We start from the raw sequence: 13,730 nt of genomic DNA on the forward strand, positions 1-13,730 counted from the left end.
CAGCGGCCAGCTTGTCGAGAGCGCTCCACTGCTCCGGCGGCTTGGTGGTGGCTGGCACGAGCTGACCCTGCTTCTGCCACTGGCTGCGCCAGTTGTAGAGGGTCTGGGTCGTGATCCCGGTGGAGCGGGCGATCTCGGCCATGCTCTCCCGGTTTGGCGGGCTCATGCGCTGGCGGACTTGGTCCCGCACAGCGGTGTCATAGGTCGGTTTCATGGTCGTCGGTTTGGCCCCCTGGTGGATGGGTCAGACCGAGCGGACAACTTTCCTGACGCAGGGGGCGCCAGCGGCATGGGCCCTGCGTCGCGCAGCCAGGGCGGCCGGCCGGGCGACCGGCGCGCCGGCGTGGTGTGGCACACCCAGGGCAGCGGCAAGAGTTTCACCATGCTCTTCTTCGCCGCTCGCATGATCCGCGAGCCCGCGATGCGGAACCCCACCCTGGTGGTGCTCACCGATCGCAACGATCTCGACGATCAACTCTTCGGCCAGTTCCAGCGCTACGCCGACATCCTCGGGCAAACTCCCGTGCAGGCCGCCAATCGCGAGCAGTTGCGCGACCTGCTCAACCGGGCCAGTGGTGGCGTGGTGTTCACCACCATCCAGAAGTTCATGCCCGAAAGGGGTGAGCCGATGCCGGAGCTGAGCGCCCGGCAGAACATCGTGGTGATCGCCGATGAAGCGCACCGCAGCCAGTACGGCTTCGGCGGCAAGGTGAACGTGAAAACCGGGGAGATGTCCTACGGCTTCGCCAGCAACCTGCGTGAGGCCCTCCCCAATGCCTCCTTCATCGGTTTCACGGGCACACCGATCGAGCAGGCCGACGCCAACACACGGGCGGTGTTCGGCGATTACATCTCCATCTACGACATCCAGCGCGCCGTGGCCGACAAGGCCACCGTGCCGATCTACTACGAGAGCCGCATCTCCAAGCTCTCCCTCAATGCCGCCGCGCTGCCCGGTCTCGATGCCGAATTCGAGGAGATCACCGAAGGCGAGGAGTTCACGCAGAAGGAAAAGCTGAAGACCAAATGGGCCGCCCTCGAAGCCCTGGTGGGGGATCCCAAACGCCTCGCCCTGGTAGCCGCCGATTTAGTGGCCCACGTGGAGAAACGCCTGGAGCCGATGGACGGCAAGGCGATGGTGGTGTGCATGAGCCGCCGCATCGGCGTCGATCTCTACAACGCCCTGATCCAGCTGCGGCCTGAGTGGGCGCAAGACACCCTCAAGGTGGTGATGACCGGCAGCGCCGACGACGGCCCCGAGTGGCAGCCCCACATCCGCAGCAAGGAAGCGCGCCGCCAGCTGGCCAACCGCTTCAAGGACGCCAACGACCCTTTCAAGATCGTGATCGTGCGCGACATGTGGCTCACCGGCTTCGATGCCCCCTGCCTGCACACCATGTATGCCGACAAGCCGATGCAGGGCCACGGCCTGATGCAGGCCATCGCCCGCGTCAACCGCGTGTTTCGTGACAAGCCCGGCGGCCTGGTGGTGGATTACCTCGGCCTCGCCGATCAGCTCAAGCGGGCACTGGCCAGCTACACCGAAAGCGGCGGCAAGGGCGACCCCACCTTCGATACCGCCCAGGCCATCGCCGTGATGCTGGAGAAACACGGCATGGCCTCTGATCTGTTGCACGGTTTTGACTGGTCGAACTGGAGCAGCGGCACCCCCGGCGAACGCCTGCAGCTGCTTCCCGCCGGCCAGGAGCACATCCTTTTGCAGGAGAACGGCAAGCAGCGCTGGTTGCAGGTGATGCTGGAGCTCTCCCGCGCCTTCGCCCTCTGTGCCGCCAGCGAGGAGGCCACCGCCATCCGCGACGACGTGAGTTTCTTTCAGGCTCTGCAGGCTGCCCTCAGCAAGCAAACCAGCAGCACCGGCAAAACACCCGAGCAACTCGATGCCGCCATCCGCCAGCTGGTGAACAAGGCGATCACCACCGATGGCCAGGTGATCGATGTGTTCACCGCCGCCGGCCTGCCCAAGCCCGATCTCTCGATCCTCAGCGACCAGTTCCTCGCCGAGGTGCGCGGCCTCAAGCATAAGAATGTGGCCGCGGAGTTGCTGGAAAAACTGCTGAAAGATGAGCTCAAGCTGCGCTCCAAGCGCAACCTCGTGCAGAGCCAGGTGTTCTCCGAGAAGCTCAAAAAAACTCTCAACGCCTATCACAACCGTGCCATCACCACCATGGAGGTGATTGAGGAGCTGATCAGCCTCGCCAAAGAGCTCGATGCCGCCGGCAAGCGCGGCGAAGATCTGGGCCTCTCCGACGACGAAGTTGCCTTCTACGACGCCCTCGCCACCAACGACAGTGCTGTGGCTGCCATGGGCGACGCCAAGCTCAAGCTGATTGCCGCCGAGCTGATCACCCAGGTGAAAAAGAGCGTGTCGATCGACTGGACCCTGCGTGAGAGTGCCCGCGCCAAAATCCGCGTGATGGTGAAACGCATCCTCAGCAGATACGGCTATCCCCCCGATCTGCAGGACGCTGCCGTACACACTGTGCTGGCCCAGGCGGAGCTGCTCTGCGCGGCCTGGGTGTGAGGTGCCTGCCGCATCCACCCGCAGGGCAGCACAACGTGACGGCGAAGCAGATGGACATCAAAGGGAGGCGCCGAGGCCTGAGGGGCTGGATGCCGGTCGTGCTGCTGGTGCTCACCTGCACCCTGGTGATGCTGAGCCCGGCCGTCCAGGCCCAGATCCCCTTGGCCTCCAGCGAGAGCTCCGGCTCCGCCGCCAGGGCGAAGCCCTGGTGGGATTTCGCCCAGGCCGAACGCTGTGGGCGCCTGTGGTGCAGTCAGGTCTTGCTTCCTTACATCACCTTGGGGGAAGACAACCGCAAGTTCGTGGTGGCCGTGGCCGCCGATCCCGATGCCGCTGACTCCGATTGGGCGCGAATGGTGGAGCAACGATCCGAAACGATCGTGGAAAGCTTCAACGCTGTGCTCAGTCAGTTGCGACGAGCCGAGGGAGGTTTCGGTTCATCGAAGCAGCGGGATGGCACAGCGGCGAGTTTCCAGGGCAAGCATTCGCTTCGCTTCTGGCTGATTACAACGCCCAAACCTCTGCATCCGCTGAATCCAGGCCTCGACATCGGAACGCTCAACAACGCCACCGTGGTCTTTGTGCTGGCCAATGAAAAGCTTGAGATCTCCCAGCAGATCCTTGCCACCGTGACCGATACGGATGCCCAGCACGCCGGACTGAGCAAAGAAGATCTGGCCGCTCAATGGAAAAGAGATTTTCAATCCTCCTTCAACACAGCGGTATGGGGGCTCGAGTTCAACAGAACCTTCCCATTGGCCAGGCTGTTTCTGGCCATGGCCATTCTTGGGATCAGCTTTGCCACTGCGTTCCTGATCGCCAAACTGCGTCGCTTCTTCAGCCAGTGGCTGCGAGCCATTCAGGCCCGCATCAATGCATTGGATGATCAGGCGAAACGTGCCGCGATGGCAAGCTCTGATTTCCCGGATCAAGGCCCTCCAGCCCCCCAAAGCCCCGATCCAGCCGAAGCAGAACCCCAGCTCGAAGGGGCTGCCGGCATCCGGGAGCAGCGCGCGAAACTCTGGAGCAGGCTCTGGCACAGGAAGACTCTTGGCAAGGGGATTCCGCTGGCCTTCAACAGCTTGGTCAGGGGGAAAGATCAGCTGAGCCAACAGATCTCCAGGCTTGAGATCGATCAGCGAATTCTGCTGCGGCAAGGCCAGAGTGGGCTGCGAGTGTTGGTGGAAGTGCTGCAGCTGGCGCGTTTCAGCGTGATCATCGGTGGCATTTTCATTCTCGGCCTGATCAACCCTGATTGGCGGATCTTCGCCCTGGCGCTGGCGCAACAGGCGGTGCTGATTCCGATCATCTGGATCGGCGTGGCGCTCTCAGAGCTGCTGATCGATCTGAGCATCGATCGCTCTCTCAACCAGTGGGTCAACACGGCCCTGGTGAAGGGCACAGCCTCCAACCGCTATCAATTGCGCGCCACCACCTACGCCAGGGTGTTGAAGGGAATCGGCAGGCTGCTCTGCATCGTCACGGGCCTCTACATCACCATGATGGCGCTGGGGGTGGATCCCAGCCTGCTGGCAGGGGCAGGGCTGGTGGCCGTGGCGATTGGCTTTCTCTCCCGTGATCTGCTGGAGGACATGATCAACGGAATCCTGATTCTGGCCACAGACCGCTTCGCGATCGGTGATGTGATCAATGTCGATGTGTCAAGTGGCTTTGTGGAAAATATGAACCTGGCCGCCACCCAGTTGCGCTCGGCTGATGGGGAGCTGATCACCATTCCCAATCGCGAAATCCGCACCGTGGCCAACCTGTCCAAAGACTGGTCGCGGGTGAACTTTGAGGTGGATGTCTCCGCCTCAGCGGATCTGCGTCATGTCCTTGAGGTGGTGGAAGCCGTTGCCGACCAGCTCTATGCCGACCCCGCCTGGAAGGAGCTGATTCTCCAGCCGATCGAGATTCTGGGGTTTGATCGCATCGAGCATTCCGGCAGCCAGCTGCGCGTCTGGATCATGACCAAGCCGCTGAAGCAATGGCTGGTGGGGCGGGAGTTCAGGCTGCGCATCAAGCAGGCCTTTGATGCCCATGGCATCGAGCTGGGGATGCCCCATCGTCGGATCGACATGGTTCACGGAAGCCCGGGCACCGGCTGAAGCCGGCCTTATCGATGAGTTGGCTCCCCGCCTGGAAGACTCCCCTCAGCTCACCTCCGCCAGAGAGTCCGCCAGCGCCTCCTGCAGCTCGGGGATGAACACGGCGTACAGGCCCCGCAGATCACCCACGTTGAAATCGAAGGCCCTGTCGTTGGGGTAGTTGGCTGCCACGAAGCCCGGGCGGCTGGCTTTGGTGCCATGGCAGGCCAGACAGCTGGGCTCCACGTTGATGCGGCGGTAGTACGTCACGCCGGCGCTCTCTCCGGCGCCGGCCGGCTCCCACAGGCCTGTGATCTCCGGATGGAGCTCCAGCAGATCGATCACCTGGGTTTCCTGGGGGCCGGCGGGGGCATGGTCGGGGTTGCGGTACTTGCTGGCCACCTGACGCACCTGCCAGCCGTTCTGCTTACCGATGGCGATAGCCCGCAGGCCCACCGGTTTGCACACCTCTTTCATGGTTTCGATGGTGGGCTCCTCGCTGCGGCCCTCGAGCATGGAGGCCAAGGAGGTGCGCATCTGATCGAGCTGCTCCATCGCCACCACGGCCTTGGCGAGGGCCGCTGAATCGACCGGTGGCGAGGCCTCTGCCGCCAGGGCGGTGTTCGGCAGGGCTGTCAACAGCCCGACGCTCAGCAGGATCAGGAGCAGGAAGGAGCGGGCCAGCCAGGCCAGCCGCTGGAGAGAAAGGGTGGATGTCATCGGATCAGGTGCCAAGGGACGCTGGCGCTGCCGCTGAACTCAGCAGCTTCTGGACGATGGCGATGCCGCTGATGGCCTGCCAGCCGAACAGCAGCAGCACCCCCCCATTGATGGCCACGTGCAGGCCCCGGGCCCAGTCCTTGCCCTTCTGGAGGGAAGGGCCCAGGGAGGCTGTCGCGATCACCAGCACGGCAACAGTCAGGCCGACGAACAGGTGGGGGCCGATGATCAGCTTGCCGTTCTTGAGGAAGGTGGCGGCCATTCCCCCGGCGGCGCCCAGCAGGGTGAGACCCAGGATCACCGCACCGAGCTGGGCGTGACGCTGGCCGAAGCGCAGGGGAATCATGGCCTTGCGTTCCTCGGCGCTCACCTTGCGGACCTGGCTGGCCTTGAAGCCGAGGTAGCCCGAGTAGAGCATCAGGCCGAGCAGCACCCACATGAGCACTGGGTGGACGAAATTCAGGGCGAAGAGCATGGTGCCAGGGCAAGGGAAGAGGTCTGCGACGACGGCATCGTCTGAAGTCTGGCCAGGAAGCCCATCGTCGAATCGGCACCGATCCTGGAGATTGAAACGGGCCCGGATCACTCCAGGCCACGGTTCACGGCTCAGTCCGTTGAGCGAATGGTGATCGGCTGGGGGCGGGGGTCAAAGTCCCACTAACCGATCGCAGGGGCGGTGAGCGCCACGGGGGTGCTGGCGCTGCTGGCCAGATCGAGGGGGAAGTTGTGCACGTTGCGCTCGTGCATCGCCTCGATGCCCAGACCACCGCGGTTGAGCACATCGGCCCAGGTGTTCACCACCCGGCCCTGGTGATCCAGCACCGAGTGGTTGAAGTTGAGGCCGTTGAGGTTGAAGGAGAAGCTGGCCACGGCCAGGGCGGCGAACCAGATGCCCACCACCGGCCAGGCCGCCAGGATGAAGTGCAGGCTGCGGCTGTTGTTGAAGGAGGCGTACTGGAAGATCAACCGGCCGAAGTAGCCATGGGCGGCCACGATGTTGTAGGTCTCTTCCTCCTGGCCGAACTTGTAGCCACGGTTCTGGCTCTCGGTTTCGGTGGTCTCCCGCACCAGTGAACTGGTGACGAGCGAACCATGCATGGCGGCGAACAGGGCTCCGCCGAACACACCGGTCACACCGAGCATGTGGAAGGGGTGCATCAGCACGTTGTGCTCAGCCTGCAGCACCAGCATGAAGTTGAAGGTGCCCGAAATCCCCAGCGGCATGGCATCGGAGAAGGAGCCCTGGCCGATGGCATAGATCAGCAGCACCGCGGTGGCGGCCGCCACAGGAGCGGAGTAAGCCACGGCGATCCAGGGGCGCATCCCCAGCCGGTAGCTGAGCTCCCATTCGCGTCCCATCCAGCAGAAGATGCCGATCAGGAAGTGGAAGATGATCAGTTGATAGGGCCCGCCGTTGTAGAGCCATTCATCGAGGCTGGAGGCGGCCCAGATCGGGTAGAAGTGCAGGCCGATGGCGTTGCTGGAGGGGACAACCGCGGCGGTGATGATGTTGTTGCCGTAGAGCAGGCCGCCGGAGACGGGCTCACGGATGCCATCGATGTCGACGGGGGGAGCGCCGATGAAGGCGATCAGGAAGCAGCAGGTGGCCACCAGCAGGGTGGGGATCATCAGCACGCCGAACCAGCCCACGTAAAGGCGGTTGTCGGTGCTGGTGACCCAGTCCTTGAAGGACTCCCAGGGCTGGCCGCGCCTGCGGCTGAGGGAAGTGATGGTCATGGGATCACAACGACTGGACAGGGATGGGGCGATGGCGGCCGGGGCCGGTGGGCCCGACGCTTTGCCTTCATCCTTTTACAACACTAGCGTTGAATCGGCTTAGGCGCGTGAGCTCATGCGGCTCGGGTGGCTCGTTCAATCCCGCCTGTCCCCGAGGACTCCCTGCAGCCTTGGCCAGGAGATGGTGGTAGCTTCCTTAATCGCTCTAGTTTTCAGTCCGGCTTCGCACCGGCATCGGCTCAGCCAGGACATCAGCCATGGAACAACTCACGGCCGAAGGGCTTGAGGTCGTCAACGACCTAGCCCAGCGGTATGGCTTCAGCCAGGACGCCGTGCTGCACATGACCTTCGCGATGCTCAAGGGGCGTGGCGGCATGGCTCAGTTCAACCATCCGGAATTCGCCGGCTCCGGCCAGTGGATGAACGGCGGCATGATGATGCTCGGCGACATGTTCAACCAGGGGCTCAAGGCCCGCGTGGATGGGCTCTGCCAGGGGCTGGCCGCGGCAATCTCCAGCCAGCCCGATCTCTTTCCCCGCGGCAGCTTCCAGTCGCAGAGCCAGAGCGGTGGCGGCCAGCAGATGCAGAGCTCCGTCGGCATGGCGCCGATGACACCGATGGTGCCAATGGCGTCGATGGCGCCGATGAACTTCGGCTCAGGGGCCCTGTTCACCCCGGATCCCCAGGACAACTGGTGGCCGGCCGAACTCGGCAGCCCCAGCTCCAGCGGCTCCCAGAATGAGGTGCGCTACGCCTATTTCCCGGCCGCCGGGCGTCTGGCGGTGAATGTCAACGGCAAGGTCAGCCTCTACGACACCAGCGGTCACCAGATCGCCGGATTCTCCTCTCAGCAGCAGACCTCAGGTGGCGGTGTGACGTTCAGCACCGGCGCCGGCAGCATCAGCCTCACCCACCTGCCGCCGGTGAGCGCCACTCCAGCGCCAGCTCCAGTGGCAGCTCCAGTGGCAGCCGCTCCGGTGCCAGTGCCTCAGCCCCAGGTCCAGACCCCTTCGGCTCCGGTGGCTCCAGCCAGAGCTGAGCCGGCCGTTGCTGCCACCGATGTCTTCGCCACCCTCGAGCGTCTCGGCGAGCTCATGCAGAAGGGCATCCTCACGGAGGAGGAATTTGCCGCCAAAAAAGCCGAGCTGCTGAGCCGCCTTTAGGGCCACTGGCCTACATCGTTAACCCCAGGGGATCTGCTGGGGCACTTCCTCAGTGCAGGTTGAGCCTGAATCTCTTTATGACGCTATCGTTGTAAAAGCTTGTCCATTCGAGCTTGCGATGCGTTTCGATCTCCGGGCTTCCCGGCGCCTGCTCGGCGCCGGTCTGGTCTTGCTGCTGACTCTGCTGCTCGCCCTTGGCCTGCCGGCTCCGGCTCCGGCCGCTGCGCTGATCGGCAGCTGGCGGGTCGTGGATGACGCCGGTCACGGCTGGGGCCTGAGCCTGTTTGAGCAGCCCGATCCCGCTTACCCGTCAGGTTGGCGCCTGCGCCTCAATGCCCATGTCCCCGGCGTGGAGGCCGACCATGGACGACCCCTGCGCCTGCGCGATGGCCTCGGCGGCGCTTGGACGCTCACCAACTGCAGCGACGAGATGGTGCCGCCTGGGGATGCGCCTGGGGAGGCACCGGTGCCCGCCGGATCAGCCCAGTTCGATGTCGCCGGCCTTGATCCCAGGCCCAGCGCGGTGGCCCCCCTGCGCCTGGAGTTGCCCCTGGCGGGTGGAGAGAGCGTCGGGCTGACCCTGGAGGGCGACGTGGTCCCGGCGCTGAGGGACCTGCCGTAAGCCAAAAAAAAGAGGGGGCCTACCACAGCCCGCCCCTCGGAACGTCCTACGAAATGTAACGTCTCCGGCGGGTTCAGCGTGGATTTCCCTATCGGGATTTCTACTCAGCTGCTTCGGCGCCCATGACGCTCCCCGCCGATCAGGGCTCGGCTGCGGGCCTCAGGCCTAGGTTGGAGCCGTTGCTTCGGGGGGCTCGCCTTGCCCTGGTTCGTGAAGCTGGAGCAGGGTCTGGTGGACCGTGCCCATTTCGATGCCCACCTGCGTGACCACCTCGATTGGGTGGCAGATCTGCAGCGGCGCGGCCACCAGGCCAGCAGTGGCTACTGGCGTGAGCGCAAGGGCATGAACGGCGATGGGGCCGGCGGCATGTTGCTGTTTCAGGCCAGCGACTGGCAGGAGGCCGAGGCGATCGTTCAGAGCGATCCGCTGATCCGCTCCGGTTGCGTCAGCTGGGTGCTGCACGAGTGGCGGGTGGTGGCGGGTGCACACCAGGGCTCAGATCAGGCGTGAACCGCTGGCCTGACGGCGCTGGCTGGGGTCGAACACCGCCGCGATCGTGCGGATCAACCAGCGGCCCGGCTCCGTCACCTCCAGGCTGTTGGCCCCCAGACGCACCAGGCCATCGGCTTCGAGGAGCTGCAGATCGGCCCACTCACTGGCGAACTGGCGCTGGGCCGCCAGGGGCTGCCCCAGGGCGACGGTGTCGAAATCCACCGCGAAGCGGCACATCAGGCTCTGGATGATCGAGCGCCGCAGCAGCACCTCCGGATCCCGCACCAGCAGGCCCCGCTCCACTGGCAGCTGGCCCTCGCCCAGGGCCTGCACATAACCCTTCAGTGTGCGCTGGTTCTGGCAGAGCAGGGTCTGGAACTGGCTGATCGCCGTGATGCCGAGGCCGAGCAGATCATGCTCGCCGCCGGTGGTGTAGCCCTGGAAATTGCGGTGCAGCCGCCCCTGCCGTGCCGCCAGCGCCAGGCTGTCGCTGCTGAGGGCGAAGTGGTCCATGCCGATGGCGTCGTAGCCGGAGGCGGTGAGGCTGGCGTAGGCGTGCTGCAGCATCCGGATCCGCTCCCGCTGGCTGGGCAGGTCGTCGGCGGCGATTTTGCGTTGCAGGGGCAGCTGCTCGGGCAGGTAGGCGAAGCTGAACAGCGACACCCGCTCGGGCCGCAGCTCCTGCACCAGGGCGATGGTGGCCGCAAACCGCTCTGGGGTCTGCAGCGGCAGCCCGCAGATCAGATCAACATTGACGCTCTCGAAGGCCGCCTCCCGCATCCACTCCATCGCCCGGCGCAGCTGCTCCACCGGCACGATCCGGTTCACGGCCGCCTGCACCCGGGGGTCGGCATCCTGGATGCCGAAACTGATCCGGTTGAAGCCCAGCCGGCGCAGGTTCAGCACCTGATCGCAGCTGAGAAACTCCGGATTCAGCTCGATCGAGGCCTCCAGGTCAGGGGCCAGATCGAAGTGGTCCTCGATCATTTTCCAGAGTTGGCCCTGCTCCTGGGGGTTGAGGTAGTTCGGTGTGCCGCCGCCCCAGTGCAACTGCCCCAGCCGCCGCCGCCGGCCCGAGGCCTGGCTCACCAGCGCCAGCTCCTTGGCCAGGGCCTGCAGGTAGGGCCCCACCACGGTCGAGCCGGCCTGGGTGGTAATCCGGTTGCAGCCGCAGTACCAGCAGGCGTGGCGACAGAAGGGGATATGCACGTAGAGCGAGAGATCCGCCGTGCTCGGTTGCTGCAGCTGGCTCGCCAGATCGGCCGAGCCGACGCCGCTGTGCAGGGCGGCGGCGGTGGGATAGCTGGTGTAGCGGGGAACGGGCCTGTCGTACTTGACCAGCAGGGGGAGCAGGTCGGGCTGGGATCTGGTGGCGGCCAGCGCCGTCGCCGTGGGGGTGGCGAGTTCTCCCAGCTCGGCCAGCAGGCGCTGGGTGTCGTTGAAGGCGACCACCGCTTCCTCCAGCAGCTCGTCCTCTTCGGCTGCGCTGAGCTCCAGCTGCTCGATGGCGTCGTGGAGGGCCTGCTTCAGCTCCGGGATCGGGCGCTCGAACTGCCAGAAGCGCAGGGAGGGCAGGCCATGGGCGGCGAGGATCGCGTTGGCCTGCTGGGCGAGCTGCTGCCCGCCGGAGAGATCGCCGCCGTAGCGCACGTACCCATGGGCCAGGAAGCGGTGCGGCTCCTGCTGGGCGAGGGTGTGCAGATGCTCCAGCCAGGCGGCGGCCGCGACCGAGGGCCCGCTGGCTTCGATGCCGGCCAGCAGGGCCACGTCGTGGCGCAGGGCCTCGCTGCGACCGAGGTCGGCCCAGGGAAGGTCTGTGGCACCGAGGGCGGCCGCCAGCTCTGGACCGCGTTGCTCAATCAGCGCGTAGGCAGGTCCGAGGGCGCGGATCAGGGCCGCCAGCTGCAGGGGGCTGGCCTGGCCGTCGAGCAGGGCCCTGGAGAAGGTCATGCCTTCGGCCCGGTGATGGGCGGCGCCGATGCGGCCATGCAGACGCCGGACCCTGGGGCCGAAGCCTCGGCGGGCCGCGGCATCAGCGGCACTGGCGTGGTCGGAGATGGCCTGGCCTGAGAGGGTGTCGGCAAGGGTGGTGGTCATCACGAGCGGTGCAGGGGTGGGCGATGGCCCGCGCTGGACATCGGGCAGCGTTGACCCTACGACATAACGCTACTGTTGTTTCGTGGAAGCGTTGCTATTTGTAGCCGTCGGCGGCCAGGTCCGCTGAGGGTCCTGCGAGAAAGGGTGTTCATCCGCACCGGCGCTGTGCCCAGGTGCGGCGGCGGGGGCATCCTGGGTCCAGCGCCTGGCCCCTCCCCCCATGACCGCCACCACGACCCCCTTCGCCATTGATCTGAGTGCCTACCGGCCGCTCAGCCTTGATCCCGCCCAACCCAGCCTCAGCGCCAGCGAGCGCGAGGCCCTCAGCGCCAACATCCAGCTCTGCCGCGACGCCATCATCTTCTTCACGGCCACCGGGGCGGCCCGGGGGGTGGGCGGCCACAGCGGTGGGCCCTACGACACCGTGCCTGAGGTGATGATCCTCGATGCCTTCTTCCGCGGCGCACCCGATCGCTTCCTGCCGGTGTTCTTCGATGAGGCCGGTCACCGGGTGGCCACCCAGTACCTGATCAGCGTGTTGCGCGGTCAGCTGCCGGCGGAGGTGTTGCTGGAGTACCGGGCCGCCCATTCGCGCCTGCCGGGCCACCCGGAGCTGGGCCTCACCCCGGGCGTGCAGTTCAGCTCCGGCCGGCTGGGCCACCTCTGGCCGTTCGTGAACGGCGTGGCCCTGGCCCACCCCGACAAAACCATGTTCTGCCTCGGCTCCGATGGCGCCCAGCAGGAGGGTGACGACTCTGAGGCGGCCCGCTTCGCGGTGGCCCATGGGCTGAACGTGAAGCTGGTGATCGACGACAACGACGTGACCATCGCCGGTCATCCCTCGCAGTACCAGCCCGGCTACGACCTGGAGCGCACCCTCGGCGGCCATGGCCTGCTCACCCTCAGTGGCGACGGCGAAGACCTCGATGATCTCCACTCCCGTCTCTGCCGCGCGGTGGCCAGCGACGGCCCGGTGGCGGTGATCAACAAGCGGCCGATGGCGGTGGGAATCCAGGGGCTGGAGGGCAGCACCCATGGCCACGACGTGATCCCGGTGGATCTGGCCATCAGCTACCTGGAGCAGCGCGGCCAGGACGTGGCCGCCAGCTACCTCAAGGGCATCGTCAAACCCACCAATCCCGCCACCTTCCTGGGCTCAGGCCAGAAGCTGGAGGCCAACCGCAACGTCTTCGGTGATGCGGTGGTGGAGATCCTCGGGGCGATGACGCCCGAGACCCGCCAGCACAGCGTGCTGGTGGTGGACAGCGACCTGGAGGGCTCCTGCGGCCTGGCCCAGATCCGCAAGGCCCATCCGGAGATCTTCATCAGCGGCGGCATCATGGAGCGGGCCAACTTCTCGGCGGCCGCGGGCTTCGGCATGGAGGCCGGCCGCCAGGGGATCTTCGCCACCTTCAGCGCCTTCCTGGAGATGATCATCTCCGAGGTCACCATGGCGCGGCTGAACGGGGCCAATGTGCTCAGCCACTTCTCCCATGCCGGCATCGACGACATGGCGGACAACACCTGCCATTTCGGCCTCAACAACTGCTTCGCCGACAACGGCCTCGAGGAGCACAACAGCACCCGCCTCTACTTCCCGGCCGATGCGGCCCAGATGAAGGCCTGCGTGCAGGCCGTGTTCCACGATCCGGGCCTGCGCTTCATCTTCTCCACCCGCTCGAAGGTGCCCAACCTGCTCGATGCGGCCGGCAATGATCTGCACGGCGAGGGCTATGTCTTCGAGAGCGGCAAAGACGAACTGGTGCGGGAGGGCAGCGCCGGCTATGTCGTGAGCTTCGGGGAATGTCTGTACCGCGCCCTTGATGCGGTGGAGCGGCTGCGGGCCGAGGGCCTCGATGTGGGTCTGATCAACAAACCCACCCTCAATGTGGTGGATGAAGCGATGCTCGCCAAGGCGGGGGCCTCCCCCTTCGTGCTGGTGGTGGAATCCTTCAACCGCCGCACGGGCCTGGGCAGCCGCTATGGCACCTGGCTGTTGGAGCGGGGCTTCAGCCCCCGCTACGGCCACCTGGGCACCCACAAGGAGGGCTGCGGTGGCCTCTGGGAGCAGTTCCCCCACCAGGGCCTCGATCCCGAGGGAATCGTCAGCCACGTCAGGGCCCTGCTGGGCTAGGAGGCTGTTGCACGAATAATCAGCGCGCCACTGCCGTGACAGCCCTGCCGTGGCTCAGATCTGCTGCGATTCCAGCGTCGGCGCTCTGAGTCCAGCGCCTTGACCTGTTGGCAGCCCCCGGTGGCTCCCGCCGGGG

At 65.6% G+C, this 13,730-nt stretch carries 11 protein-coding genes; 6 read left to right on the plus strand and 5 right to left on the minus strand.

Annotation, left to right across the window (positions count from 1 at the left end):
• A partial coding sequence (locus KQ304_RS13740; protein WP_399229394.1) for a transposase occupies positions 1-214 on the minus strand: 214 nt, incomplete at its 3' end.
• 75 nt (positions 215-289) lie between these two features.
• On the opposite strand from KQ304_RS13740, the gene KQ304_RS12705 reads away from it, so the two are divergent.
• The gene (locus KQ304_RS12705; RefSeq protein WP_259737435.1) at positions 290-2,542 is read left to right on the plus strand and encodes a type I restriction endonuclease subunit R; all 2,253 of its coding nucleotides are present in this window, start codon (positions 290-292) and stop codon (positions 2,540-2,542) included.
• 89 nt (positions 2,543-2,631) lie between these two features.
• Positions 2,632-4,650 carry a mechanosensitive ion channel family protein gene (locus KQ304_RS12710; RefSeq protein WP_259737436.1) on the plus strand — a complete coding sequence of 673 codons (2,019 nt, stop codon included), beginning with the start codon at positions 2,632-2,634 and terminating at the stop codon, positions 4,648-4,650.
• 45 nt (positions 4,651-4,695) lie between these two features.
• On the opposite strand, the gene KQ304_RS12715 is transcribed toward KQ304_RS12710, so the two are convergent.
• The 3 genes from KQ304_RS12715 to psbA all read right to left on the minus strand — a co-directional run bounded on the left by KQ304_RS12715 (position 4,696) and on the right by psbA (position 7,086).
• Positions 4,696-5,349, minus strand: coding sequence for a DUF3365 domain-containing protein (locus KQ304_RS12715; protein WP_259737437.1), 654 nt, complete (start codon positions 5,347-5,349; stop codon positions 4,696-4,698).
• Positions 5,350-5,353: 4 nt separating this feature from the next.
• Positions 5,354-5,824 (minus strand): DUF4079 domain-containing protein, encoded by a 471-nt coding sequence (locus KQ304_RS12720; RefSeq protein ID WP_259737438.1) that lies wholly within the window; start codon positions 5,822-5,824, stop codon positions 5,354-5,356.
• Positions 5,825-6,006: 182 nt separating this feature from the next.
• On the minus strand, positions 6,007-7,086 hold the full coding sequence (gene psbA / locus KQ304_RS12725) for a photosystem II q(b) protein (protein WP_259737439.1): 1,080 nt from the start codon (positions 7,084-7,086) through the stop codon (positions 6,007-6,009).
• Between the two features lie 257 nt (positions 7,087-7,343).
• On the opposite strand from psbA, the gene KQ304_RS12730 reads away from it, so the two are divergent.
• The 3 genes from KQ304_RS12730 (at position 7,344) to KQ304_RS12740 (ending at position 9,381) form a co-directional block, all read left to right on the plus strand.
• Positions 7,344-8,249: an SHOCT domain-containing protein gene (locus KQ304_RS12730; protein ID WP_259737440.1), complete on the plus strand. Its 906-nt coding sequence runs from the start codon at positions 7,344-7,346 to the stop codon at positions 8,247-8,249.
• Positions 8,250-8,367: 118 nt separating this feature from the next.
• On the plus strand, positions 8,368-8,871 hold the full coding sequence (locus KQ304_RS12735; RefSeq protein WP_259737441.1) for a DUF3122 domain-containing protein: 504 nt from the start codon (positions 8,368-8,370) through the stop codon (positions 8,869-8,871).
• Positions 8,872-9,069: 198 nt separating this feature from the next.
• Positions 9,070-9,381 (plus strand): YciI family protein, encoded by a 312-nt coding sequence (locus KQ304_RS12740; RefSeq protein WP_259737442.1) that lies wholly within the window; start codon positions 9,070-9,072, stop codon positions 9,379-9,381.
• On the opposite strand, the gene hemN is transcribed toward KQ304_RS12740, so the two are convergent.
• Positions 9,367-11,460 (minus strand): oxygen-independent coproporphyrinogen III oxidase, encoded by a 2,094-nt coding sequence (gene hemN / locus KQ304_RS12745; protein WP_259737443.1) that lies wholly within the window; start codon positions 11,458-11,460, stop codon positions 9,367-9,369. The two genes, KQ304_RS12740 and hemN, sit on opposite strands and share 15 nt — an antisense overlap.
• 220 nt (positions 11,461-11,680) lie before the next feature.
• Here hemN and KQ304_RS12750 point away from each other — a divergent pair, with 220 nt between their 5' ends.
• Positions 11,681-13,594 (plus strand): transketolase C-terminal domain-containing protein, encoded by a 1,914-nt coding sequence (locus KQ304_RS12750; protein WP_259737444.1) that lies wholly within the window; start codon positions 11,681-11,683, stop codon positions 13,592-13,594.
• Positions 13,595-13,730: the final 136 nt, after the last annotated feature.

Source organism: Synechococcus sp. CS-1329, assembly GCF_025128055.1.
In the GTDB taxonomy this organism is placed as follows: Bacteria; Cyanobacteriota; Cyanobacteriia; order PCC-6307; family Cyanobiaceae; genus Regnicoccus_A.